At 37.5% G+C, this 23,432-nt stretch carries 24 protein-coding genes and 2 pseudogenes; 12 read left to right on the top strand and 14 right to left on the bottom strand.

The genetic code is table 11. The annotated features are described in order from the left end of the window. Positions 1-91 precede the first annotated feature (91 nt). A complete protein-coding gene (locus H6F47_RS20030; protein ID WP_096568225.1) occupies positions 92-1,099 on the bottom strand; it encodes a succinate dehydrogenase/fumarate reductase iron-sulfur subunit in 1,008 nt (335 codons plus the stop codon). Positions 1,100-2,007: 908 nt separating this feature from the next. On the opposite strand from H6F47_RS20030, the gene H6F47_RS28610 reads away from it, so the two are divergent. The 3 genes from H6F47_RS28610 (at position 2,008) to H6F47_RS20020 (ending at position 4,098) form a co-directional block, all read left to right on the top strand. Next, positions 2,008-2,139, top strand: a complete 132-nt coding sequence (locus H6F47_RS28610; protein WP_255427037.1) for a hypothetical protein — start codon at positions 2,008-2,010, stop codon at positions 2,137-2,139. Between the two features lie 450 nt (positions 2,140-2,589). Continuing rightward, a complete protein-coding gene (locus H6F47_RS20025; protein WP_096568227.1) occupies positions 2,590-3,027 on the top strand; it encodes an AbrB family transcriptional regulator in 438 nt (145 codons plus the stop codon). Positions 3,028-3,228: 201 nt separating this feature from the next. Beyond that, positions 3,229-4,098 (top strand): type II CAAX endopeptidase family protein, encoded by an 870-nt coding sequence (locus tag H6F47_RS20020; RefSeq protein WP_190650675.1) that lies wholly within the window; start codon positions 3,229-3,231, stop codon positions 4,096-4,098. Positions 4,099-4,190: 92 nt separating this feature from the next. Here H6F47_RS20020 and H6F47_RS20015 read toward each other — a convergent pair whose 3' ends face one another. From H6F47_RS20015 to H6F47_RS20000, 4 genes and pseudogenes are all read right to left on the bottom strand, one after another. Next, complete coding sequence (locus H6F47_RS20015; RefSeq protein ID WP_190650673.1) at positions 4,191-5,333, bottom strand: geranylgeranyl reductase family protein; 1,143 nt, start codon at positions 5,331-5,333, stop codon at positions 4,191-4,193. 131 nt (positions 5,334-5,464) lie between these two features. After that, on the bottom strand, positions 5,465-6,013 hold the full coding sequence (gene frr, locus H6F47_RS20010; RefSeq protein ID WP_190650679.1) for a ribosome recycling factor: 549 nt from the start codon (positions 6,011-6,013) through the stop codon (positions 5,465-5,467). After that, positions 6,000-6,728: a UMP kinase gene (pyrH, locus tag H6F47_RS20005; protein WP_096568235.1), complete on the bottom strand. Its 729-nt coding sequence runs from the start codon at positions 6,726-6,728 to the stop codon at positions 6,000-6,002. Before pyrH ends, frr begins: the two co-directional genes overlap by 14 nt. Before the next feature lie 81 nt (positions 6,729-6,809). Further along, positions 6,810-7,091, bottom strand: a pseudogene (locus H6F47_RS20000) (redoxin domain-containing protein); the annotation flags it as partial. 474 nt (positions 7,092-7,565) lie between these two features. Here H6F47_RS20000 and H6F47_RS19995 point away from each other — a divergent pair. Then, positions 7,566-8,504 carry a glycosyltransferase gene (locus H6F47_RS19995; protein ID WP_190348319.1) on the top strand — a complete coding sequence of 313 codons (939 nt, stop codon included), beginning with the start codon at positions 7,566-7,568 and terminating at the stop codon, positions 8,502-8,504. Between the two features lie 82 nt (positions 8,505-8,586). Here the strand turns inward: H6F47_RS19995 and H6F47_RS19990 are convergent, their stop codons facing one another. From H6F47_RS19990 to H6F47_RS19965, 6 genes are all read right to left on the bottom strand, one after another. Further along, on the bottom strand, positions 8,587-9,051 hold the full coding sequence (locus H6F47_RS19990) for a DUF29 domain-containing protein (protein ID WP_190348318.1): 465 nt from the start codon (positions 9,049-9,051) through the stop codon (positions 8,587-8,589). A gap of 41 nt (positions 9,052-9,092) precedes the next feature. After that, entirely contained in the window at positions 9,093-10,049 is a 957-nt protein-coding gene (locus tag H6F47_RS28605) for an NB-ARC domain-containing protein (RefSeq protein ID WP_347239100.1), read from the bottom strand. A gap of 375 nt (positions 10,050-10,424) precedes the next feature. After that, entirely contained in the window at positions 10,425-10,676 is a 252-nt protein-coding gene (locus tag H6F47_RS19980; protein WP_190650672.1) for a type II toxin-antitoxin system RelE/ParE family toxin, read from the bottom strand. Beyond that, a complete protein-coding gene (locus tag H6F47_RS19975) occupies positions 10,669-10,926 on the bottom strand; it encodes a hypothetical protein (protein ID WP_190650670.1) in 258 nt (85 codons plus the stop codon). Before H6F47_RS19975 ends, H6F47_RS19980 begins: the two co-directional genes overlap by 8 nt. Positions 10,927-11,069: 143 nt before the next feature. After that, on the bottom strand, positions 11,070-11,675 hold the full coding sequence (locus tag H6F47_RS19970; RefSeq protein ID WP_190650668.1) for a PIN domain-containing protein: 606 nt from the start codon (positions 11,673-11,675) through the stop codon (positions 11,070-11,072). Then, positions 11,672-12,115 (bottom strand): hypothetical protein, encoded by a 444-nt coding sequence (locus H6F47_RS19965; protein WP_190650666.1) that lies wholly within the window; start codon positions 12,113-12,115, stop codon positions 11,672-11,674. Before H6F47_RS19965 ends, H6F47_RS19970 begins: the two co-directional genes overlap by 4 nt. 433 nt (positions 12,116-12,548) lie before the next feature. On the opposite strand from H6F47_RS19965, the gene rpsB reads away from it, so the two are divergent. The 7 genes from rpsB (at position 12,549) to H6F47_RS19930 (ending at position 19,667) form a co-directional block, all read left to right on the top strand. Continuing rightward, positions 12,549-13,340 carry a 30S ribosomal protein S2 gene (gene rpsB / locus H6F47_RS19960; protein WP_096568251.1) on the top strand — a complete coding sequence of 264 codons (792 nt, stop codon included), beginning with the start codon at positions 12,549-12,551 and terminating at the stop codon, positions 13,338-13,340. A 96-nt stretch (positions 13,341-13,436) separates the two neighbouring features. After that, the gene (locus H6F47_RS19955) at positions 13,437-13,577 is read left to right on the top strand and encodes a hypothetical protein (RefSeq protein ID WP_190348311.1); all 141 of its coding nucleotides are present in this window, start codon (positions 13,437-13,439) and stop codon (positions 13,575-13,577) included. A gap of 146 nt (positions 13,578-13,723) precedes the next feature. Then, a complete protein-coding gene (tsf, locus tag H6F47_RS19950) occupies positions 13,724-14,665 on the top strand; it encodes a translation elongation factor Ts (RefSeq protein WP_096568254.1) in 942 nt (313 codons plus the stop codon). Positions 14,666-15,028: 363 nt separating this feature from the next. Continuing rightward, the gene (locus H6F47_RS19945; protein WP_190348310.1) at positions 15,029-15,889 is read left to right on the top strand and encodes a hypothetical protein; all 861 of its coding nucleotides are present in this window, start codon (positions 15,029-15,031) and stop codon (positions 15,887-15,889) included. Between the two features lie 126 nt (positions 15,890-16,015). After that, positions 16,016-18,547, top strand: a complete 2,532-nt coding sequence (gene recG, locus H6F47_RS19940) for an ATP-dependent DNA helicase RecG (protein WP_190650664.1) — start codon at positions 16,016-16,018, stop codon at positions 18,545-18,547. Positions 18,548-18,592: 45 nt separating this feature from the next. Then, positions 18,593-19,081, top strand: coding sequence for a hypothetical protein (locus tag H6F47_RS19935; protein WP_096568259.1), 489 nt, complete (start codon positions 18,593-18,595; stop codon positions 19,079-19,081). 160 nt (positions 19,082-19,241) lie between these two features. Next, positions 19,242-19,667 (top strand): hypothetical protein, encoded by a 426-nt coding sequence (locus H6F47_RS19930; RefSeq protein ID WP_347239099.1) that lies wholly within the window; start codon positions 19,242-19,244, stop codon positions 19,665-19,667. Positions 19,668-19,718: 51 nt separating this feature from the next. Here the strand turns inward: H6F47_RS19930 and H6F47_RS19925 are convergent, their stop codons facing one another. From H6F47_RS19925 to H6F47_RS19915, 3 genes and pseudogenes are all read right to left on the bottom strand, one after another. Then, positions 19,719-20,774 (bottom strand): tellurite resistance TerB family protein, encoded by a 1,056-nt coding sequence (locus H6F47_RS19925; protein WP_190348305.1) that lies wholly within the window; start codon positions 20,772-20,774, stop codon positions 19,719-19,721. Between the two features lie 231 nt (positions 20,775-21,005). After that, positions 21,006-21,410 carry a hypothetical protein gene (locus H6F47_RS19920; RefSeq protein ID WP_096568262.1) on the bottom strand — a complete coding sequence of 135 codons (405 nt, stop codon included), beginning with the start codon at positions 21,408-21,410 and terminating at the stop codon, positions 21,006-21,008. Positions 21,411-21,703: 293 nt separating this feature from the next. After that, positions 21,704-22,405 (bottom strand): annotated as a pseudogene (locus tag H6F47_RS19915) (winged helix-turn-helix domain-containing protein). Positions 22,406-22,629: 224 nt separating this feature from the next. Between H6F47_RS19915 and H6F47_RS28600 the strand changes: the two are divergent. Next, a partial coding sequence (locus H6F47_RS28600; RefSeq protein ID WP_277877164.1) for a calcium-binding protein occupies positions 22,630-23,432 on the top strand: 803 nt, incomplete at its 3' end.

Below are 23,432 nucleotides of genomic sequence, written 5' to 3'. Positions count from 1 at the left end.
TCACCAATCACCAATCACCAATCACCAATCACCAATCACCAATCACCAATCACCAATCACCAATCACCAATCACCAATCACCAATCACCAATCACCAATCACCAGATTTAACTGATTCAATGAGCGATCGCACTTGTTGAGTACCTTCTGAGGGTTCAAAGGAGAGGGGAAATTTACCCCTGACTAACATCCGTAAACCCAGAGGTGCAAGACTAAGTAATCCTTTTAAATCACGGAAATAATTACCAACTACTTGGATACCAAATTGACGTTCATCAATCCAACCACCTGCTTTAACTAGCTCAACCAATACTTTGCGGTGACGAATGGAACGGCTATCACTGGCTTTTTTGCGGTCAAGAATTTCTTGTTTAATTTTGGTAATTTGTTCTAATGGTGCAACTTCCATTGGACAAACAGAGTCGCAATAAAAACAACGAGTACAACCCCAAACACCTTTAGTTCCTTCGTTGTAATTTTCCAAGCGATTTTCTTGGTTACTATCGCGGGAATCTGCCACCATGCGGTACGCTTTGGCGAGAGCGTGGGGACCTACAAAATCGGAATTAACTTCACGGGCGTTGCATTCTGAATAACAAGCACCACACATAATACAATTACCTGTTTGATCGAGAAGCGATCGCTCTTGTGGTGTTTGCAAAAATTCTTTTTCTGGTACTTGTCGCGCTGCTGTACTGACATAAGGTGCAACCGCTTCTAAATTATCCCAAAAACTACTCATATCTACGACCAAATCCTTAATCACGGGCATATTTCCCAAAGGAGCGATCGTGATTTCATTAATGGTATGATTATGGTTTGTCGATAATGAAGATGATGAAATTTTTTGCAATCTAGCTAGTTCGCTGCCAACATTTTCTTTACAGGCTAAAGCTGAACGTCCATTAATTCGCATAGCACAGCTACCACAAATAGTATTGCGGCAATTTTTGCGAAATGCTAAAGTTCCATCCTGTTCCCATTTGATCCGATTTAGGCAATCAAGTATTGTATTACCTGGTTCTACCTGTAAAGGATAAGTTTGGACAACAGGGTGAGAGTTTTGCTGCTGGCGAATAATCTTAAAAACAACTTCCATATATTACCAACCAAATTCTAAAAATTGCCTTACCTGCTGCCAAAATAATGAGTACAAGCAGGTTGTTGTGAAAAATTAGCCCGTTATTTAACTTCAGTGGCTAATAAGCTGATGCTGAAGGCGCTTATGATTCCAGTTCAAGGATAACCATTAAAATTTTAGTTGTAGAAGTGCAGTCAGTGAAATTTATCGAAACAATCGAGTCTCAAAACGGACTTCATTCAAAGTTGTGGGAGGCGTGATAAATCCCCGTGACAAAAACCGCCTCCAGCAAAGCGACCTCCTGGTTTTGTGAACTGAGCAGTATTAGCAGGTGTTTAACATAGCGATGTGTTTACCTGAGCAAATGCAGCTTAGGCATGGAAGTTCAATTTGTCAAATATTTTTTTGCTTTTCTCTGACAAGAGGTGAGGGATATACCCTTCACTGGTTTATCCTCTACACTTGAGACTTCTTTAGTTTAGTCCTGTTTGTAAAAAGTCTTCCAGTAATAGCGAAATAAAAATTTTTTAAATATATAGAAGTGTTAAAGCGGCGGACAATTATTTGGTTATGGCTATCAAGCAAGGGATAGATGTGGTAAATTGATTCTTCCCCTAGACAGACGTGGAGAATAATCGGCGATATTTTCCCTGCTCCTAATAAACAGGGTGAAAAATACCAGGGGCTTTTTGTCTGATCTCCATCAAGAAAACCTAGATTTAAGTCACTCACTCAAAACGTCTCGCCTAATTATATAAACTTTTATAAAAGTCTTGACTCCATACTCATGAGACCATCAGTCCAGAGTAAAATCCTTACTCCTTTTTCTGTCCCCAACTCCAGTGATTTGAAAAAAAAATAATTTGCAAATTGTTTTTTAAATTCAACAAATATTTTGCTATTATTGGTTCATGATAGTATTTAATATGAAATTACGAAGTCACAAAACCAGTACCAAAGTCCGTACAAGTCCGGCTGCTACTGCTTTGTTGATTCGTAATGTAGAGACAAGAAAATTTGTGTCTCTATCGGCTGGACACAAGGGTGTATGTCTCTAAGACCATCAGCAAATACTATGCTGTCCTAAGCTGGAAATGACGAGTGGGTACAAACCTACAACTCAAGAGCAAGAAAGGCAAGCACTGAAAGTGAAAAACCTGCAATTTATTGTATCTACAACTTTTTAGGAGTAGAACTAACCTGATTTGTAAAGGTGGCTTAAAATTACACCACTACACTAGCGCCAAAAGATTAAAATATTTTTCTTTCTCATGGCGAATGATGGTTAAAAATGCCGTACAATCAACGGAATAAAATTCTGTGACAACCATGATCTCTAATTGAATATGGAAAACCATATATAGAGATACTTGGGCTGATCATATCAGCAGGAATTCACACTTCACCCTCAAGTCTTCAGTAGCTCTGGACATTGGCTAAAAAGCCAAATGTAAAAATCAGGCTACATTGATGAACTGTTTCAAGAGATTAAGGAAATTTTGAACATAATGACAGAAACTGCAACCGCCCCATTAACAGGAAAAGCACTGCTGGCTAAAGTAAAAGAGCTTTCTAATTTACCACGCCGAGAAAGAGCGAAGCAGTGCGGCTATTACACCGTTACCAAGAATAATCAGGTGCGTGTAAATCTCACCGATTTTTATGATGCTTTGTTGTCAGCTAGAGGTATTCCTCTGAGTCCAGAATCTCCTAAAGATGGACGTGGTCGCGAACCGACATACCGGGTTAGTGTTCATCAAAATCGTCAAATCGTGATTGGTGCTACCTATACCAAAGCAATGGGTTTAAAACCTGGTGATGAGTTTGAAATTCGGTTAGGTTACAAGCATATTCACTTGATTCAACTTGGTGAAAGTGATAAAAAATTGACATCATCCGATGTGGAAGCTGATGAAGCTGATTTAGAAAATGAAGAGGAGGAATAAATTTCTCTGAGAGTAGGGGTAAGTTGTAAATAAATCTTTGCTTTCTTATCCCTACACCTCCCTACACCTACAAATAAATAGTATTTGTAGTTTAAAGGTTTGTTCATACAACAAAATAAGATTTGACATTTTGTATGCGTCACCAATTCTAGTAGAGTTTTGAAGGATAAGCAAGAACTCTCTGGGAGCTAGAAATCTATCGTGATTTTTTCGTCTGTTTTCTTTTCACTAATAGAGCCATCAGTCAATAATACATTACTGGCGTTGCTAAAAAATGCGCCAGTAGTGTTTTTTGTCATGGCTTTTTTTATGGTTTGGGTAGTATGTTGGTTGCCATTAGCAGCGATATCCGCCTTCATACTTAATTTGCAGCTTAATAAACCTTTACAGCCAGAGCAAAAAATTCCTTTATTGGTATCTCTCTATCTATTAGTACCTTTCATTCTCTGGGGAATTAATTGGTTAGGACTGGGGTCTTTTGCTAATTATGGCTTGGTGGGGAATATTTCTATTTTGCGTTCTTTGTGGCTGGGTTTGGGTTTAGGTGTGTTGGGACTGGTGATAGTGTTTACCTGTCAATTTTGGCTAGGTTGGTGCTATTTAGAAAAATCAAATATTAAATTAATTCCGGGAATTTTGCTACCAATTTCTTTGGTGGCTTTGTTTGTAGGTGGGATAGAAGAGTTGTTATTTCGGGGTTTTTTATTGATAACCCTGGAGAAAGACTACCCGATCTGGTTAGCAGCGATTATTTCTAGTTTGATTTTTGCCTTGCTGCATTTGGTTTGGGAACAAAAAGAAACGATACCGCAACTACCTGGGTTATGGCTGATGGGAATGGTTTTGGTATTGGCCAGGTTAGCTGACGGTGGTAGTTTGGGGATAGCTTGGGGACTTCATGCGGGTTGGGTATGGGCGATCGCTACCATAGATACAGCAGGATTAATAACTTATACAGGGAAAGTCTCAGAATGGGTTACAGGTAAAAACAAAAAACCCCTAGCCGGATTAGCTGGGGTTCTGTGTGTTCTGGTAACAGGAATAATTCTTTGGTGGTTTGTTGAGATTTAGGCATTGGGTAGGAAAAAACTAATCACCAATCACCAATCACCAATCACCAATCACCAATTACCAATCACCAATTACCAATCACCAATTACCAATTACCAATTACCAATTACCAAACCCCCAAAACCAGGAATTAAACGTTTCAGAGCGCGACCAGCTACATCACCATATCGCAATTCACCACAAAGGATTTTACCCATAGTTTGAGCGCCAGAGGGACGTTTAACACCGACTTTGTAGCCAATACCAGGGAAGCGATAAAATGCGCCGGCTAATTTTTGCGCCCAAGCCATTTCTGAACCCCATTGTTCATGAATAGCCTCAGTGTAGTTTTCCAAGGCGTTGATATCACCACTAAGCGCCTCATTAATGAATTGTGCGGCTAGGACACCGCTAAAAATTGAGGGGCGAATACCTTCTGCGGTAAAGGGGTCAACAACACAAGCAGCTTCACCGGCTAAAACAGCATTTTGGGTATGCAGTTTTTGATTACCATCCCATAAGGATATGGGATAACCATATTGTTTGCTGGTTTTAATATCTACATTATTAAAATATTTGGCATATTCATCCAAAATTTTTTTAAAGTCCTGGGGTTCGCCACCAATAAACGTTCCGACTCCGAGAGAGTAACCGTCAGCTTTGGGAAAATTCCAGATATAACCGTTTTTGACTAAACCAAACTCAAAGTGAATTGTGGATTTATTCTCTACATTTGCCGGAATTTCTGCTTCTAATGCTCCTGCTAAACGACGTTTCCGGTCTTTGAAACCTAGCCATTTGGGCATTGAACCTTTAACACCATCCGCAGCAATTAAGTAGCGACCTGTGACTTGTCCGTTAGCCGTGTTAACTTGCCAATAATCACTTTTAAACTCAATACCTGTAACTTCTGTATTGTCTCGTAGTTCTGCCCCTTGTTTTTGAGCTTGTTGAACGAGAAAATGGTCGAATACATCTCGCCGCACCATCCAGACTGGTTCTTTGATGCCGATTTTGGCTTCTACAGGATCTTCGAGTTTCCAGGTAAAGCGCAGGGAGTCTACTTTAACGGAAATTGCAGGGCTAAAGTCAAAATCAAACCATTGAGCGATCGCTGGTGACACACCACCACCACAAGGTTTATATCTGGGCAGAGATGCTTTTTCTAAAACTAATACTGAGCGTCCCTGTTTGGCTAAATGATAAGCTGCTGATCCACCCGCCGGACCAGCACCAACAATGATACATTCGTACATAAATAAGGGAATAGGGAATAGGTAGGAGGCAGGGAGCAGGGAGCAGGGAGCAGGGGAGGTTAATAACCCCATCACCAGTCCCCAGCGATGCACTGAGCTTGTCGAAGTGTCCCCAGTCCCCAGTCCCCAATTTAGACGGTTGTAATGTCTTTTTCCTTCTCTGCCAGCAAGTCGTCGATTTTCGCTGTATATTTGTTGGTTAGTTTTTGTAGTTTATCTTGCTGATCTCGTGATTCGTCTTCGGAAATTTCCGCGTTTTTTTCCTGTTTACGAATTGAGTCAAGAGCATCACGACGGATATTGCGAATACCAACTCGACCTTCTTCGGCATACTTAGCAGCGAGTTTAGCAAATTCTTTACGACGGTCAGATGTCAAAGGTGGGATGTTCAAACGAATTACAGAACCATCATTGCTGGGGGTTAAACCGACATCTGACAAGGAGATTGCCTTTTCCACCATATTCAGACTCTTCTTGTCATAAGGCTGAATGAGAATGGTGGAGGCATCTGGTGTACTGATATTTGCCAGTGATTTCAGGGGGGTAGGTGTCCCGTAATATTCTACTTGTACTTTATCTAGTAAGCTCGCATTGGCGCGGCCAGTGCGAATGGTGTTAAAAGATCGTTGAGTAGCCTCAACGGTTTTTTGCATCGTACTTTCAGCTTCAGCTAATTTCACAAGAACCTCCCACAAGAGTGCCAATAGATTCTCCCATTACTGCACGGTGAATATTTCCTCGCGTTGTTAGGTCAAATACCAGAATGGGAATATTATTTTCTTTACACAAGGCAATTGCGGTACTATCCATGACTCGCAAATCTTCAGCCAAAACGTGGGCGTAAGTGAGGGTTGTGTAACGTTTGGCTTCAGGATAAATGGTGGGGTCAGCATCGTAGATTCCGTCTACTTTGGTGGCTTTAAAAATCACTTCTGCTTCTATTTCTGCTGCTCTTAATGCCGCAGTGGTATCTGTGGTAAAGAAGGGATTTCCTGAACCAGCACCAAAAATTACCACCCGTCCTTTTTCTAAATGACGGATGGCACGACGACGAATATACGGTTCTGCTAATTCTTGCATAGCGATCGCCGTTTGTACCCGCGTCTGTATTCCTATCCTTTCTAGCGAGTCTTGTAGCGTCATGGCATTCATTACCGTGGCAATCATTCCTATGTAGTCAGCGGTTGCTCTGTCCATTCCCGCTGATGCTGCCTTAACGCCTCTGAAAATGTTGCCACCGCCAACTACGATAGCGACTTGAACGCCAGTGGCTACCACCTCTGCCAACTCTTCGGCTATTCCCTTGACTACTTCTGGATCAATGCCATAGCCCATGTTGCCCATCAAGGCTTCACCGCTCAGTTTAAGTAAAACCCGTCGGTAATTCGTTCCCATGAAGTTACGTTTTATCAAATAAGTTGCAATTGCCTCCAATTTAAGATAACAGTACAGTGGCAATCTGTGTCTAGTTCTAGTTTATTTTCGCCATACTAATGGCGTTCCCAGTTGTGGGGTTTGTGCTGGCTGGATTTCTTGACCTTGAAATAAACAGGCGATCGCATTTCTTAAAAAATCTTGCCCGGTTGCTAATGGGTCTTGAGGGTGATCGTCAATTTGTCCTTCATAGCGCACAATCTCTTCATAATCAATTTAAAAAGCTGTAGGTGTGCTAACAGCACCAAAGCTACGAGTTACATCTTGTGTTGTGTCCCATAGGTAGGGAAAATTTAATTCATGGCGCTGGGCAAAAACTTTCATATCTAGGACTTACGCATTGACAGGATCAACCAAATATGAGGTATGGGTTTCGTCCATTTTAACGTGATTTTTTAATGATTTTTGAGCGATAGCGAAGCGCTGCTGCAAGCAGTTCGCTATTGATCGGAAGTTAATCGACAAAAGCCTGAAACGACGGATTTTCGTTTATGCACATCATGGTGAATTTGTACAGTGCGCAAGTCCTATTATATACTAATTGAGTTAGCGTAAATTGTAAAACTTCCTGAATTTACGATTTATGCTATTTTGAACATCCACAATGTTGGTTTTTGGGTAAATTTTCTGTAATAACCCTGTAAAGTATCATATACTTCTCTAATTCTCATGTAGTATGCCAAGCTCAAAATTCTAGGTTTGTCCTATGCTAGATATTTAAAATATGGGCAAAAATCTATTTAACATTAATTCTATTTAACATTTAATTTTGAGTTGTTTAGTGATGTAGGTGAAAAAGTGTTTTTTAGTGTTGTTATACCAACTTATAATCGGTTGTCAATTTTGCAGAAGTGCCTCCGCGCTTTAGAAGTGCAGAATTTAAAGGATACAACCCTTGTAGAAGGGTATGAGATTATTTTAGTAGATGATGGTTCTACAGATGGGACTTTAGACTGGTTAGCAGAAAATAAAGATGAGTTTCCTCATCTGCGGTGTTTTCAACAGGATCATGCTGGTCCTGCTGCGGCGCGAAATTTAGGGGTAGAAAAAGCTGCGGGTGATACGATTATTTTTATTGATAGTGATTTGGTGGTCTTGTCTAATTTCTTGCAAGCTCATAGTAATGCTTTATTGCAAGGAAGAGAGAAATTAGGAAACGACGCTTTTTTTACTTACGGTGCGGTAATTAATACTTGTAATTTTGAAAATCCCACTTCTGAACCTTATAAAATCACAGATTTTTCTGCGGCTTTTTTTGCTACGGGTAATGTCGCTATTCCTAAACATTGGTTAGAAAAAGCTGGTTTATTTGATACTGGTTTTCAACTTTATGGATGGGAAGATTTAGAGTTAGGTGTGAGGTTAAAAAATTTAGGTTTGCAATTAATTAAATGTCCTCAAGCTGTGGGTTATCATTGGCATCCACCCTTTAGTTTACAACAAATTGATAATTTAATTGATAAGGAAATTCAACGGGGTAGGATGGGAGTTTTGTTTTATCAAAAACATCCCACTTGGGAAGTGAAAATGATGATTCAAATGACTCTGTTTCATCGTTTGTTATGGGGTATGCTTTCTTTAAATGGTTTGTTTAATGAAAGAACTAGCGCCCCTTTATTGCAATGGTTGATTAATTTGGGTAAGCCGCAGTTAGCTTTGGAAATTGCGCGGATTTTTTTGAATTGGTATAATGTGAAGGGGGTTTATCAGGCTTATGGTGAGATGATGAATAAATGATTATTTCGCGCAAAGAGTCAAAGGCGCAAAGGCGCAAAGAAGAGAAGAAGGGATATAATAGAAGAAGTGTGATATTTTTCTATTAAGGGTAGAAATCCTCATCTAAAATTTGCTCTACTGAGAAGGGAGAAGTTAGAGGATATTTATTTTCTGATGGTATGGTAATTCCAAATTTAGCCAGTTTACCTTCTTTTATGGCAAGTTTACGCGCATCGGGGTAAGATTTTTCTAATGCTTCTGTTAAGTAATTTTTGAGAGATGGGGTATCTGTTAAATTATCAATCACTCGTTGACGATGTTCGACGACGGAACTATACCAACTTGCTTTCATTGTCTCTGGTACATTATGTTGAACTTTTAATTTAAGGAGGTGAGTTAATAAGATTTTTAGGTTGCTTTTTAGTGCATTTTTTTCTGATTTACCCAATTCTGTTAACTCCTCTATCAAATGATCAATATCCAGGGATGCAAATTCATGATTTTGTAATTGTTGAATTGTTGCATCTATCCATAATTGTAAGTCTTGATCATATAGGGTGTTAGACATCTTTCCGACCTATTTGTTTAAGAGTTGTGATATTTAATATTTTAACATACATTTTTTAGATATTCTCTCAATACGGGGGTGAGATGAAATAATCTTTCGTCGTTTTCTGATTTGCTTAATAAAAATCGTCGTGTTAATGATTGTATACTGTTGATTATTTCTAGAGATGAGAGGGATAATAGCTTTTTGATTTCTTCTCTGGATAGAGGTTGATCATTTTGACTGATTTTTAATAGTGTTTGTTTTTCAATATTGGTTAATCTCTCCCAGGTTAAGAGGATGTTTGATTTGATATCTTCTGTTAAGATTAAATTGTTTTCTTGGATAAATTCTGCAATTTCACCTTGAAATACATCTTTTATTAAAATGCTGATATATTGTAAATATCGAGGATGAGTTTCGTATAAGTTTATTAGGTTTAACCAATGTTCTTGATTTTGCAATCTTTGATTTTTTAATATTTCTGTAGCTGCATTACCTAAACCTGATAATTCTAAGGAATGAATGGGGTAAAGTTCATCATCTAAGGATATCAGTTCTTGGCATTTTTCTTGACTGATCAAAATTACACAGCTTTGATTTTCTACTGCTGTGATCATTTGTAGGAATGTTTGATAATTTTGATGTTCAGGTTGATATTTGCCTGCATATTGTTGAGGTGTAAATATTTCTTCTAGGTTATCGAGAATAATTAAACAGCGTTTTTGATTGAATAATTCTAAGGTTTGTTTTAATAATTTGTTGGTATTTATATTTTGAATATTGACGTTTATTTCGGTGATAATTTCTGTAAGGATAGAGTTTAAGGAGTTAGATAGTTTAAGGTTTTTCCAGATTATTGCATCAAAGTGTAGGGGGTGAGTATCAATGAAGTGTTTAATGAGTGTGGTTTTACCAATACCGGAAATTCCTAAGATGGAAATTAAGCGAGTGCTGGGGTTTTCTATCCATGCAGATAGAGTTGATAGTTCGTTATTTCTTCCGTAGAAATGGGTGATTTTTGGGGATTGGTTGAGGTTTGTGTAAGTTGTTTTTTGTTGACTTTTGTCTTCTTTATTAACTTCTATTTTTTGAGTATCTTTATTGTTAGGACACCAATTAATATTATTAACCTTGATATATCAAAGGTTAGTGGCTGATAAACAGGAAAAAAGTGCAAGGGTTTTGAAGGGTATACCGGAAAAAGTGTGCATTTTTTGGGATTTCAAGAGATGGCAAAGAAATTTTCAAATCTCCTCCTGACTCCTGACTCCTGACTCCTGACTCCTGACTCCTATGCCCTCACGGAAAGACTTTCTCAGCAACCCCTAAATATAAATTACAACTTCCTCCTCTTTCCATAGCTAATAATTTTTATCAACCATAAAAACCCTTTATTTATAAACATCCCCCCGCGCACCAATAGCCATGATCACATATAATTGATTAACAGTATCCTCAATAAACAAAATCCTATATTTACCAACTCTTAAACGACTTTCTTCTCTACCCTTCAATGGTTTAATATCAAGATTTTCTGTTCCTGTGATTAAACCATCCAACGCACGAATAATTCTTACTTGATCTTCAACTCTTAATCGTTCAAGATATTTTTGGGCAGGTTTTAAGATAATATAATCAAGCAAAATCTTCTCCTAGTAATTGACGCTTTAACTCCTGAGATGAAATTCCTTTATCTTTTCCTGTAAGATAATCTTGTAATGCAGATGCACTCATATCTAACAATTCATCATCTACATCTTCATCATTGTCATGAGTTTGTTGATCAGCAATATTCATTTTCTGAATAAACTCTAATACATAACTTAATTGTTCATCAGGAATGAGACTGATTTGTTTTAATATTTCTTGGCGAATGGTACTAGAATTAGTCATTAATTACAAATCCTATTTTTAGTAAATGATATGCTATTATATTATATAACATTAAATTATTGATTAAAACTAATTTCTTATCAATTTTCGTGGTGTCTAGGTTGAGCAATGCTAAAACCCTACATTCTAAATTACAACATTTATTATTGTTCATTTAACCATCTTTGTAAATTAGATACTTTACTAAAATAATTAATTCCCACATTAGCTAATACCTGTTGAATATTAGTATTATCAAAATCCTTAGTATTTTCACTAAAAAATACTTTGGACATTGATAAATTATTCTGAGCATGAACTAAAATCACCTGTAAAATAAAATCATCTCGCTTTTGATTTTTTCCAGGTATTAAAGGAGCATTTAAGGTACTTTCCAAAATTTCAATTCTGGGTTCAATCAACTCACCATGATTTTTCAGATATTCAAGAATCTTCAAAAAACGTTTTCTAAAATCACGTAGTAATTTTCCATAGTCAATCAAACAAAGTTCTAAATAATTGACGAAAGAATCAGAATTGGCTAATTCTTTATTCCTCTTACCTTCATTCATCTCTATTTGAATAGTTTGAGAAAAAGATTGACTACGTTTTTCTTCTCTTTCTATTGCTACTAGGGTTTCCATCAAGCAAATACTGGGTATCACAAACTTGAGTTTATCTGAAGACTGATAAACAAAATCTTCTAATTCTTTATTTCTTCCTTTGGCAATTGCCATAATGGAATTAGTTTCTAAATAAATAATAATCATAATAATTGTAGCTCCTCTGTAGTTATATCATCCAAAAGAGCAAATAAACCAATTTCTTTCATTTCTGCAATGTAAGGAGGATTTTCACTTTTCCAATGATAATCTAAATCTCTTAACCAGGATTGAAGTAAAGTTATTAAAGTAGATTGATAGATAATTCCTTCGATACTATCTGCATCATAAAATCCTAAAATTTTTTTGGTATCTAATCTGGCTACTTCTGCAAAATTAGGACTTTTAAAGATTCTGATCACATTGGAGTTAGCAAACATTAAAAAAGGAATATTTTGGTATTTTTTCATTTTTAATATATCCAGTTCTGGGGAAGCATACATGGCAGAAAATCTCACATCTATCATTAAGATAGGTTGATCATCTTTATCTTTGGCGACAATGGCAGGATCAAAATCAATTGCTGTGGGTGGTTTAATTATACTCATGTATTTTTACCTTTAATTTAAGATAATTGACATTTTTATTATAAATCAAATTCACCATATTTAGAAACAAAAATATTTATCTTAATATGAAGATGTTTGAATTTTATTGTTTGAATTTTATTCACATAATTTCTTTTATTTGCTGATTTTTGTTGTTATTAGTCAGCTTTTTTAGACTTGTGCCAAAAACAGCTATTTGATAATTAACCAATTTCTTAAAAATTCTGACTCCCTGAACTCCTGACTCCCTGAACTCCTGAACTCCTAGAACTCCTGACTCCTAGAACTCCTTCTTTCAAAACATTTCTGCAAAATTGCCACAATTGTGCTACCCTAGTATAGTTGTCTAAATTCCGCACATCCGGGGATTCGGGTGTTTCCGCTGTGGAAATACGCCTGGATGGAGGTTTAACCCGAATAGGAGCTATAAAATATGCCAGTCGTTTCTTTGGCTCAGATGATGGAGTCAGGTGTTCACTTTGGGCATCAAACCCGACGTTGGAACCCTAAGATGTCTCCTTACATCTACACTGCTCGCAATGGTGTACACATCATCGACTTGGTGCAAACCGCGCAGTTGATGGATGATGCTTACAACTATATGCGGACACAAGCAGAACAAGGTAAAAAATTCTTGTTTGTGGGTACAAAGCGCCAAGCAGCGGGAATTATTGCTCAAGAAGCTAACCGTTGTGGTTCTCACTACATTAACCAGCGTTGGTTGGGTGGAATGCTCACCAACTGGGCTACCATTAAAACTAGAGCAGAACGTCTAAAAGATTTAGAACGTCGGGAAGAAAATGGCGCATTAGACTTATTGCCTAAGAAAGAAGCGTCAATGCTGCGTCGGGAAATGGCGAAGCTACAAAAATACTTGGGCGGCATTAAAAATATGCGGAAAGTGCCTGACATTGTGGTAATTGTTGACCAACGTCGGGAATATAACGCTGTTCAAGAATGCCAAAAACTGGGTATTCCCATTGTGTCTATGTTAGATACAAACTGTGACCCAGATGTGGTAGATATTCCCATCCCAGCCAATGATGATGCCATCAGATCGATTAAACTGATTGTTGGTAAATTAGCAGATGCTATTTATGAAGGCCGTCATGGTCAGCTGGAAGTAGAAGAAGATTACGAAGATTACGAAGGCGCTGAGGAAGAGTACGACTACGATGAAAGTGAGTACACTGACTCAATGATGAGCGATGACGACGAAGAATAAGGACTAAACAATTTTGGATTTTGGATTTTGGATTTTGGATTTTTTGGGAAAAGTCCGTTGTTTTGGGTGCAACAAATCTCAAATTGTTTATTTCCAATGTCTAAGCTGCATCTGTTTGTGGTGCAGCCAATCGAAAATCTAAAATTGGCAGAGGCTAAATTTAAAATTCATCGCTTTTCTTTACGTAGTTCTCATCAGAGGACTTGCAGCCGTCGGGCAGACGGTGATGCTTGCTGAGGGTAAATTTCTTGGAATTCCTTTGAAGCAAGAATCCCCCGGCTTCTAGCCGTGGGGAATGTCAACAGCCCTGAGTAAGATAGAAATACTCAACACCCGTGAGCGATTATAACTCTAGGTCAAGTTAGGATAGGAATTGAGGCAACATGGCGGAAATATCTGCAAAACTCGTCCAAGAGCTACGCCAAAAAACTGGTGCCGGCATGATGGACTGCAAAAAGGCGCTGAAGGAAAATGATGGCAATATCGACGCAGCTATAGACTGGCTACGTAAAAAAGGCATCGCTTCAGCGGGTAAAAAGAGCGATCGCGTGGCAGCAGAAGGTTTAGTAGACACCTACATTCAACCTGATGGTAAGGTGGGTGTACTGATAGAAGTTAACTGTCAAACTGATTTTGTTGCCCGTAACGACGCTTTTAAAACTTTAGTTAAGAATCTAGCACAACAAGCTGCGACTGCGGATAGTGTTGAGTCTTTGCTGGCTCAACCCTACATTGAAAAGGCAGAAGTAACTGTAGATGAATTTATCAAAGAAAGTATTGCTACCTTGGGTGAAAATATCCAGGTGCGACGCTTTGTAAACTTCTCTCTTGGTGACACACCAGGAGTAGTAGACAGCTACATTCACACTGGTGGTAGAGTAGGTGTGTTACTGCAAGTAATCGCTAAAACAGACGATGCTGCTGGTAACGAAGAGTTTAAAAAATTTGCTAAAAATGCAGCAATGCAAGTTGCCGCTTGCCCCAATGTTGAGTATGTTAGTGTAGACCAAATTCCTGCCGAAACTGTCCAAAAAGAAAAGGACATTGAAATGGGTAAGGAAGACTTGGCGAATAAACCAGAGAACATCAGAGAAAAAATTGTTCAAGGACGGATTGAAAAACGCCTAAAAGAATTAACTTTGTTGGATCAACCTTATATCCGCGATCAAAGCATTTCTGTAGCAGACTTAGTGAAGCAAGTTCAGTCTAAAGTCGGTGAAGACATTACAGTGCATGGCTTTGTGCGATATGTACTGGGTGAAGGCATTGAAAAACAAGAAAGTAACTTTGCTGAAGAAGTAGCTGCTCAAATGGGCGCTAAGTAATGGCACTAAGTAATGGCGCTAAGTAATGGCGCTAAGTAATGGCGCTAAGTAATTTAGTTATGAGTCAGTAGTCAGTAGTTAGTTATTAATAGTATGTTATTAACTGAAGCTGCTGGACTAAAGATTTTTGACTAATGATTAAATCAGTACACAGTAGACAGGTCAGACAGTTTATGGTAAAATGAATGTTGATGACACTGATAACTGATAACTGATATTTGTAAAATCACAGGTCTGGCAAATTTTGCTGACCTGTATTTTATTGACAATTATTATTACAATTGGAGTAATTCAAAACTCTAGATAATCTGGATAATTATTTTCACTGCAAAATACAATTCAGGTGGAGAAAAAAAGGAAGATATGGCCAGAGCAATTGAGCGAATAGAAGGGGATATCACAGCCATAAAACAAGCGATTAGAGCGATCGCCACAGAACTCCACAGCAATTATGTCAATTATTTAACTATCCTGGGTGAAGCTTTACAAAAACAGTTAATTTTGGCAGTTTATCACGTTTGTACTCAAGGATATCCTGATAAATTTCTCAAATTGTCACTGAATCAGCGACAACAATTGCAACAAGGCATTCGTAAATTAGGACAAAAAGGCGCACAACAGTTGCTTGTTTATCTTCAAGGTGGAGATACGGAAGAAGCTGAAGAAACCGAGGAATTTGAGGAAACTGAGGAAACTGAAGAAACTGAAGAAACTGAAGACAGTAAAAACGATCCTCAATCGAAAATAGAAAAGCAAAAATATTTAGATCCTTCCAACCCCATAGAAGTGGCACAATGGCATCAAGATTTAGAGGAAGGAATTCAGAATACCCTGAGAAAAGTTTCCCAGGATGCCAATTCTTTAATTCAAAAAGTGGGAATTTTACCGAAAAAACTACCAGAACCGATTTTAGCAGCAGCTGCAGCAGCAGTTTCAGAAGCTTCTGGGGAAGTAATACCGGGTCCGCCTAATCTATTAAATTTAGTAATTGAAATCAGTAGTGACGATGAATCAGAAGATTCTAGCTTGACACAGCTGATAACCCTGAACTTGCGACTAGGAGACATTGAATTTGCTGATAACACACTCTTGTCAGCACGCAAACAAATTCGTAATATTTTACTGCAACTAAATAAATTAGGAAAAGAATATCAAAAGAAACACAGAGAATTGAAAATTGCGGAAGCGGAAGCGGCTTGGCGTGCGAGTTGGTTTGAGGACTAACTTATAGGTGACTGGTGACTGGTGACTGGTGATTGGGTAGAATTAACTAACAACTAATGACTAATGACTAACAACTAACAACTAACAACTAATGACTAACAACTAATGACTAACAACTAATGACTAATGACTAATGATACTCCCGATTGGATAAGATTGCATAAAGCCTTGGCGGTAGAGGCTGAAAATGGGTTTGTAGATTTGATGGGTAGACAATATCGCTTCAGTGAATTTCTCAGTTTAACCTTTGGGAAGTTTCCTCAAAGTTTACCAGCAAAAGAGCGATCGCGCTGGCATCATATCGCCTTTCAATTTGCTGAATATCCAGATTTAGCAGTAGAAATTAGACAGCAGTTAGTTGCTGAAGTTAAAACCTATCTTTATCAATTACAACAACAATTAGAATCGGGTGAACAGCAACATCAAGACATAAAAAAACAAGAAATCAAAAAACAGGAAATTAAAACTCAGGAAATTAAAACCCAGGAAAAAAATTATTCAACAAAAACAGTTAAAACAACTCCTATTGTGACTGAAACTAGTCGGAGACTAGCGCCAAAAATTGAGCAAAAACTCAGCGATTTACCAGAAATTGGCATCAAGAGAGCAGAAAATTTATCTCGTTTAGATTTATCAACAGTGAGAGATTTACTGTTTTATTATCCTCGTGATTATATTGATTATGCTCGTCAAGTTAACATTCAAGAATTACAAGGAGGTGAAACAGTAACTATCATCGCCGAAGTTAAGCGTTGTAATTGTTTTACCAGTCCTAAAAATCAAAAGTTATCAATTTTAGAACTATTATTAAAAGATAAAAGTGGACAAATAAAAGTTAGTAGATTTTATGCCGGTGCTAGATTTAGTAGTCGTGGTTGGCAAGAAAGTTTAAAACGACGTTATGCTGTGGGTAGTGTGGTGGCTGCTTGTGGTTTAGTGAAAGCCAGTAAATATGGTTTAACCTTAGATAATCCCGAAATAGAAGTATTAGCTAATCCTGGTGATGCGATAGAATCTTTTACTATTGGGCGGGTTGTACCGATTTATGGTTTAACGGAAGGAGTTGTTGCAAATACCGTCAGACAAGCGGTAATGGCAGCTTTACCTGCGGCAGCAAATTTAAAAGATCCCTTACCAGTTGGTTTAAGAAAAAAATATGAATTAATGGAATTAAAAGATGCAATTCCTAATATTCATTTTCCTAAAGATAGTGATACTTTAAAATATGCTCGTCGGCGTTTAGTATTTGATGAATTTTTCTATTTACAACTGGGTTTATTACAACGTCAGAAACAAGCCAAGGCAATTCAAACAAGTGCCGTTTTAGCACCAAAAGGCAAATTATTAGAACAATTTAACGAGATTTTACCTTTTAAATTTACTAATGCTCAACAAAGAGTTATTAACGATATTCTCAATGATTTACAAAAACCTACACCCATGAATCGTTTAGTGCAGGGTGATGTAGGTTCTGGTAAAACTGTGGTAGCTGTGGTGGCGATTTTAGCAGCAATTCAATCTGGTTATCAAGCAGCTTTGATGGCTCCCACTGAAGTATTAGCAGAACAACATTATAGAAAGTTAGTTAGTTGGTTTAACCTGTTACATTTACCAGTTGAATTATTAACAGGTTCAACAAAAACAGCAAAAAGAAGAGAAATTCATTCTCAGTTAGAAACAGGTGAATTACCTCTTTTAGTGGGAACTCATGCGTTAATTCAAGATAAGGTAAATTTTCAACGTTTGGGTTTAGTTGTCATTGATGAACAGCATCGTTTTGGGGTAGAACAAAGGGCAAAATTACAGCAAAAAGGTGAACAACCCCACGTTTTAACCATGACTGCAACTCCTATTCCTAGAACATTAGCTTTAACAGTTCATGGTGATTTAGATGTGAGTCAAATTGATGAATTACCACCAGGAAGACAAGCAATTAAAACATCTTTGTTAACTGGTCAACAAAGACCCCAAGCTTATGATTTAATAAGGAGAGAAATTGCCCAAGGTAGGCAGATTTATGTAGTTTTGCCTTTGGTGGAAGAGTCGGAAAAATTAGATTTGCGTTCTGCAATAGATGAACATCAAAAATTACAAGAAAGCGTTTTTCCTGAGTTTCAAGTGGGGTTATTGCATGGAAGAATGACTTCCGCAGAAAAAGAGGAAGCTATTAATAAATTCCGGGATAATGAAACGCAGATTTTAGTTTCTACTACGGTGGTAGAGGTGGGTGTAGATGTTCCTAACGCGACGGTGATGTTAATTGAACACGCGGAGAGATTTGGGTTATCTCAGTTACATCAATTACGGGGGCGTGTAGGTCGGGGTGCAGCGCAGTCCTATTGTTTGTTGATGAGTAGTTCCAGAAGTCCTGATGCACAACAACGGTTGATGGTGCTGGTACAGTCTCAGGATGGGTTTTTTATTTCGGAAATGGATATGCGTTTTCGTGGTCCTGGGGAAGTGATGGGGACTAGACAATCTGGAGTAGCGGATTTTACTTTAGCCAGTTTGGTGGAAGATGAGGATGTGTTGCTGTTAGCGCGACAAGCAGCAGAGAAAGTGATTGATATGGATACGAGTTTAGCGCGTTGGACTCTGATGCGGGATGAGTTGCAGTATAGGTATGCGCGGTTAATGGGGGGAGCAATTTTGACTTAGAATAATTGAGGAAATTCTTTAATTACAGGAAATCAAAATAACTTAATGGCAAAAATACCTTTTACAGACAAGGAAATGGAGAAAGCTTGGCTGAGAAATATATCTGCTTATTACAAAACACCTCAACCTCATACCAATGCCCATCGGTTATTATTATTTTATGCCGTCGAATGTGGTCTTAAAGCAATTTTCATGAAAAAAAAGCGTTGTCCTCGCACTGATTTGGATTTATGCCAAGAAATTATTGAATGCGGACATAATATCAATGATATGTTAGATTGTGTAGAAGCACAAGGCGACTTAAAACTACCTGAAATACGGATAGAGGATATACCCGATAAAAGGAATAATAAAAAGAATAAACAAGAAAAGAGAAGATTAGATAGTGGACAAATTAACCAAATATGGAGATATGGCGCAAATATTATTGGTATAATTACTAAAAAAGAAGAAAAACCACAAACCGATGAATATATAGAAAATAAACTGTTAGAAATATCAAAATGGATTGCAAAGAAAATTGACAAATTATGAATGAACTAAAAAAAATAAAATTATTTACTTGGCTCGATGTCAGAAGAATTATTCGTCAAAAAACCAGCTACGGTACTAATCATCTAAAGAAGCATATACAGCTTCTTGGGTATTTGCAGCTTTAACTGATTTTAAGGGTAAACTTCAGGCGAGAGATATTGTGCGCTTTTTGCATTATGCAGCTAAGATTACATTAGATAATGCTAAAGATGTAAACTTTGAAAAGTGGTATACAAATCGACTATTACCTCCTCAAGCTATTCGCCGAGCTTTAAAACCATGTAGTGAAGAAAAGGTGAGAGAAGCTACAGAAGAATATCCAGCTTTTAAAAAATGGGTAGATGAACAACTTCCTCCTGCTTCTGAAAGAAAAATACCTTTTGCTGTCGAGCAGTTCAACATGGATCAGCAAACTGTAAGAATGTTAGAAGAAATTGGGGTAATTTATGAAGATAAAGAAAAAGAGGAAATAGCGCGATTTTATATGCCGGAAATTTTTCGAGAAGGTTTAGGTTTTTCTGGTCAAGGTGCAAGACCTCGAATAGTAGCATTAAAGCGTAGGGTACTAGGGAAAGGCATTTTGTAATATTTGTCTGTTCGGCTGACGCTCACGGCGAAGCCTGTCACCTGTCACCTACTAACTAAACTCCATCGTCTCGATAAACTCTAAAATATTCTGTTTAATATCCTCCGCTTCATCCAAAATAGGACCAGGACTATCACCATTGAAAAATGTCCGCTGACTGCTAACTATATACAAAAAGTCACCATTGATGAAAGCTAACAAACCCCGATAAGCATCTAATCTAATGGCATTGCCGTTAGTTTCTTGTTTGGAAATTGTTGAACCTTTGGGCATATCAACTAATACATAATAATAACCTTTTAAGGTATCTTGTAAATATTCTGTATACTTGATTTCTGCACCTGGGACATTAACAAAAATGGCTTGTGGTAAATATTTTTCGATTAAAATAGAGTGGAGATATGTTTCCTGTCCCTGAGATTCCATTGTTGCTAAATGTTCGGTTGGAAGAGGATAATAATCAATTCTCAGTAAAGTTCCAACATCATCAGAAAAGCCAACTATTCCTTCTTGACTTTGAATTTTTCCTCCCTGTTCTGGGGTAACTGGTATGGGAACAATAAAATTACCCAAAGGTGATTGATATATTTCTTGCCCAAATTCATCTAATAATATTGTTTCCTGTTCTATGTCTACATATTCTTCTTGATATTCTGCTTCTTCTATTGCAGCTATGATTTCTTTGATCATTTCTTCTGCTTCTATATCTTCTAGTTCTAAGGCTTGTTGTAGTTGTTTGATGTACGCCTGTTTTGGTGTGGGAATAGTTAGGGTTTCGTCGTCTAAAAGCATTACCACCCCAGCAGCAAAGGCATCTAATACTATTTCATCTACGAGGCTGGCGTTGGCGGTGTTAAATAATGCCCCTAGTCCTTCATCTTGGGCGATCGCTACCAGTCTATCAACTATTTCTAGCATTTCCTCGGCTGAGTATTCATTAAAAACCTCAAATTCCCAGAGAATACCTGCTAAACTTTCTGCATCTAAGTCTTCAATGGAAGAATCAACTATTCCGGTAATTACACCTATAGCTGCTACCGCTTCTTCTGGACTCAATGATTCTTGTGAGATTTTTTTTGACTGAAATATTTTATCATACTTGGTCATAATAGCTCCATCAATGGTCTTTTAGTAATAACCGATGTCTCAGAGTAACAATTGTTAGTTTAGCAAGGACATAAGCCTTGTCTAGATTTTATCTAGTTTTTTGGTAATCTATGTAATCAGTAAAGGATACCAAAAACCAGTCGCCACTTTTCCTGATTACTGTTTTTTCCGTATAGATCAGGTTTCTGACTCTGATTTTTGAGTTTCATTCATACACAAACCTATGTAACCTTATTTACTCGGTTGAGTAATACGTTCCTCTATATCTTCCAAGGTGCGTAACAATAGACGTTTTGCTTGTAACTGCCAACCCCATTTTTGGATTCTAAAAGCTGCTACAGTCCCCACTATGGCTGCTAATAAACCGATAGGTTGATTCAGAGAAATTCCTAATAATAAACCCAAGCCAGCAATACCCCAAAATGGTAAGGCTGCGGCTTGTCTTTGTTCCTCTACTATTTCTGCAATTTTACTAGATTGCATTGTAGCTAATAATTCCGATTTCATTTGCCGTTGTTGTACTAGTGATAAGGATAAACTTATCTTCCTGCGTAGTTTTTCTATCTTCCTGGCATCAGTGCTGTACTCGGTTAGTTCATCTTCTGCCATTTTCAAGAATTTTTCTAATTGTGACATGGTGCATCTATCCGCTGTTTTATGTACAGTTATTATCTCTAATAACGTAAGTTGCTAGTTACAAATATTCAGGTTTATTTCTCGATTAGATCCCCCATCACCCCCCTTAGAAAGGGGGTAAATTAATCAAAGTCCCCCTTTTTAATGGGGATTTAGGGGTATCTAGAAGGCTTATAGTTATAACTAGCAACTTGGGTTAATAATTGTTCATTTTTCTTGACTATACTTTACAAGGTCATAATTTGAGTTTTTTCAAAAGTCTGAAATTTCAGCGTGAGTAAGCTGTTGTGCAGCTAAATCGAATAAACAGCATTGCCTTTATTTTTAACTTTACGTTCCCATTTAATAATAAGACCTCCTTCATTTAGTAATTTATTTAATAATTCCTCTAACTGTTCTACCGATTCAAATAATCTGTGAGCTATATATTCTTTCGCTGAATGCCATACCAGTTCAATTAAATTATAATCTGGACTATAAGGTGGTAAAAATTCAGCTAATTTTTCTTTAAATAACTTACGCTTCTCTGGACTTTGTTTATCCTCTAGGCTATACTTTGCCCAAAGGTAAACGTACTTTTTTTTCTCTAAAATTCTCCTTACTTGTGAACTACTTAATTTTATTCATGTCTCTATTTCTAGATATGTCGCTAGTCTTGATGATGTCCATCTGCCAAATTCATATCCACATTTATCAGGGTTCTTCTCAATTACTTCCAACAACAAATTCTCATATTCTTTTGTGACTTTACGGAAGTTACCTTCTCTTCTTCCATCTAAAAAACTGTCTATGTTATCCGGATCTCCATGCACTGCCCAATATGCTACTGTTGTGTATGCTATGTTTAAAAAATCACTTATTTCCTGGTAAGTTTTTCCATCATTCATCAACAATAATATCAGTATTTTCTCTCTTACATAAGGATTATCTTGCTCTTTTAAGTGTTTTAAGAGATTTTCTCTCTGTTCTTGAGATAGATAGTTTTTTGTTGGCATAATTCAGAAGCGATAGCTTAGTTACCTAATTCCCTATTATACAATCTAGCTGCACAACAGCTTACATTGGTGACAAGTTAAGCCTGAAAGAATTTTGTCAAGAGGAGAGGCTTTTGGGGGATGATGGAAAAAGAATTGGTCAGTCCCACGTTTGACATATCACGTTAAGTTGTGCAATAAATGGGTTGTATAAATACCTTTTTAACAGAATCAAGGTCAAATATATGACTACCATACCTGGCACAAATGGAAATGACTATTTAGTGGGAACACTTGCAAATAACACCATCTACGGCTACAATGGCAATGACATTCTTGATGGTGGTAATGGCAATGACATTCTTGATGGTGGTAATGGCAACGATACCCTCATTGGTGGTTTAGGTGCTGATACCCTGTATGGTGGTGATGGCAGTGACACATACTATGTAGATAATGCAGGTGATGTAGTTACGGAATACTATAACGATGCTTTAGGTGGTGTTGATACAGTATTCTCCTCCGTGAACTTCACCTTGGGATTTGGACTAGAAAACCTGGCATTAACTGGTACTGGTAATATTAATGGTACAGGTAATGGCAATAATAATGTGATCACTGGTAACAGTGGTAATAATATTCTCAAGGGTGGAGCAGGTAATGATACCTTAAATGGTGGAGCAGGTAATGATACAGCAGACTATAGCCAACTAGGTCAAAGCATAACTTTATCACCAACGGGAATTGTTACTAAAACTGGTGGACTAGGAAATGATCAATTGATTCAAATAGAGACAATTATCGCTGATGCCAGTGCGATTAATAATACCATTGATGTATCTACTGCGGGAAATACGGCTTCTGTTAATGTAAATTTACAAGCACAACAATTGACTGTTAATGGTGTACCAGGTGTGGGAACATTTACCGTCACCAATTTTGATAATGTCAAAGGAACAAGTCAAAATGACACCATTATTGGTGATTCTCAAAACAACCAACTTTTTGGTAATGCTGGTAATGATACCCTCTTTGGTGGTAATGGCAA

The organism is Sphaerospermopsis sp. FACHB-1094 (assembly GCF_014696195.1).
Taxonomy (GTDB): Bacteria; Cyanobacteriota; Cyanobacteriia; order Cyanobacteriales; family Nostocaceae; genus Sphaerospermopsis; species Sphaerospermopsis kisseleviana.
Note: the sequence above shows the minus strand (reverse complement) of the source record. Positions and strands in the feature narration are given on the sequence as shown.

Coding starts and splice junctions, on each gene's coding strand:
- H6F47_RS20030 (WP_096568225.1), bottom strand. CDS start 1,099: ATGGAAGTTGTTTTTAAGATTATTCGCCAGCAGCAAAACTCTCACCCT.
- H6F47_RS28610 (WP_255427037.1), top strand. CDS start 2,008: ATGAAATTACGAAGTCACAAAACCAGTACCAAAGTCCGTACAAGTCCG.
- H6F47_RS20025 (WP_096568227.1), top strand. CDS start 2,590: ATGACAGAAACTGCAACCGCCCCATTAACAGGAAAAGCACTGCTGGCT.
- H6F47_RS20015 (WP_190650673.1), bottom strand. CDS start 5,333: ATGTACGAATGTATCATTGTTGGTGCTGGTCCGGCGGGTGGATCAGCA.
- pyrH (WP_096568235.1), bottom strand. CDS start 6,728: ATGGGAACGAATTACCGACGGGTTTTACTTAAACTGAGCGGTGAAGCC.
- H6F47_RS19990 (WP_190348318.1), bottom strand. CDS start 9,051: ATGTCTAACACCCTATATGATCAAGACTTACAATTATGGATAGATGCA.
- H6F47_RS19975 (WP_190650670.1), bottom strand. CDS start 10,926: ATGACTAATTCTAGTACCATTCGCCAAGAAATATTAAAACAAATCAGT.
- H6F47_RS19970 (WP_190650668.1), bottom strand. CDS start 11,675: ATGATTATTATTTATTTAGAAACTAATTCCATTATGGCAATTGCCAAA.
- H6F47_RS19965 (WP_190650666.1), bottom strand. CDS start 12,115: ATGAGTATAATTAAACCACCCACAGCAATTGATTTTGATCCTGCCATT.
- rpsB (WP_096568251.1), top strand. CDS start 12,549: ATGCCAGTCGTTTCTTTGGCTCAGATGATGGAGTCAGGTGTTCACTTT.
- H6F47_RS19955 (WP_190348311.1), top strand. CDS start 13,437: ATGTCTAAGCTGCATCTGTTTGTGGTGCAGCCAATCGAAAATCTAAAA.
- tsf (WP_096568254.1), top strand. CDS start 13,724: ATGGCGGAAATATCTGCAAAACTCGTCCAAGAGCTACGCCAAAAAACT.
- H6F47_RS19945 (WP_190348310.1), top strand. CDS start 15,029: ATGGCCAGAGCAATTGAGCGAATAGAAGGGGATATCACAGCCATAAAA.
- recG (WP_190650664.1), top strand. CDS start 16,016: ATGACTAATGATACTCCCGATTGGATAAGATTGCATAAAGCCTTGGCG.
- H6F47_RS19935 (WP_096568259.1), top strand. CDS start 18,593: ATGGCAAAAATACCTTTTACAGACAAGGAAATGGAGAAAGCTTGGCTG.
- H6F47_RS19925 (WP_190348305.1), bottom strand. CDS start 20,774: ATGACCAAGTATGATAAAATATTTCAGTCAAAAAAAATCTCACAAGAA.
- H6F47_RS19920 (WP_096568262.1), bottom strand. CDS start 21,410: ATGTCACAATTAGAAAAATTCTTGAAAATGGCAGAAGATGAACTAACC.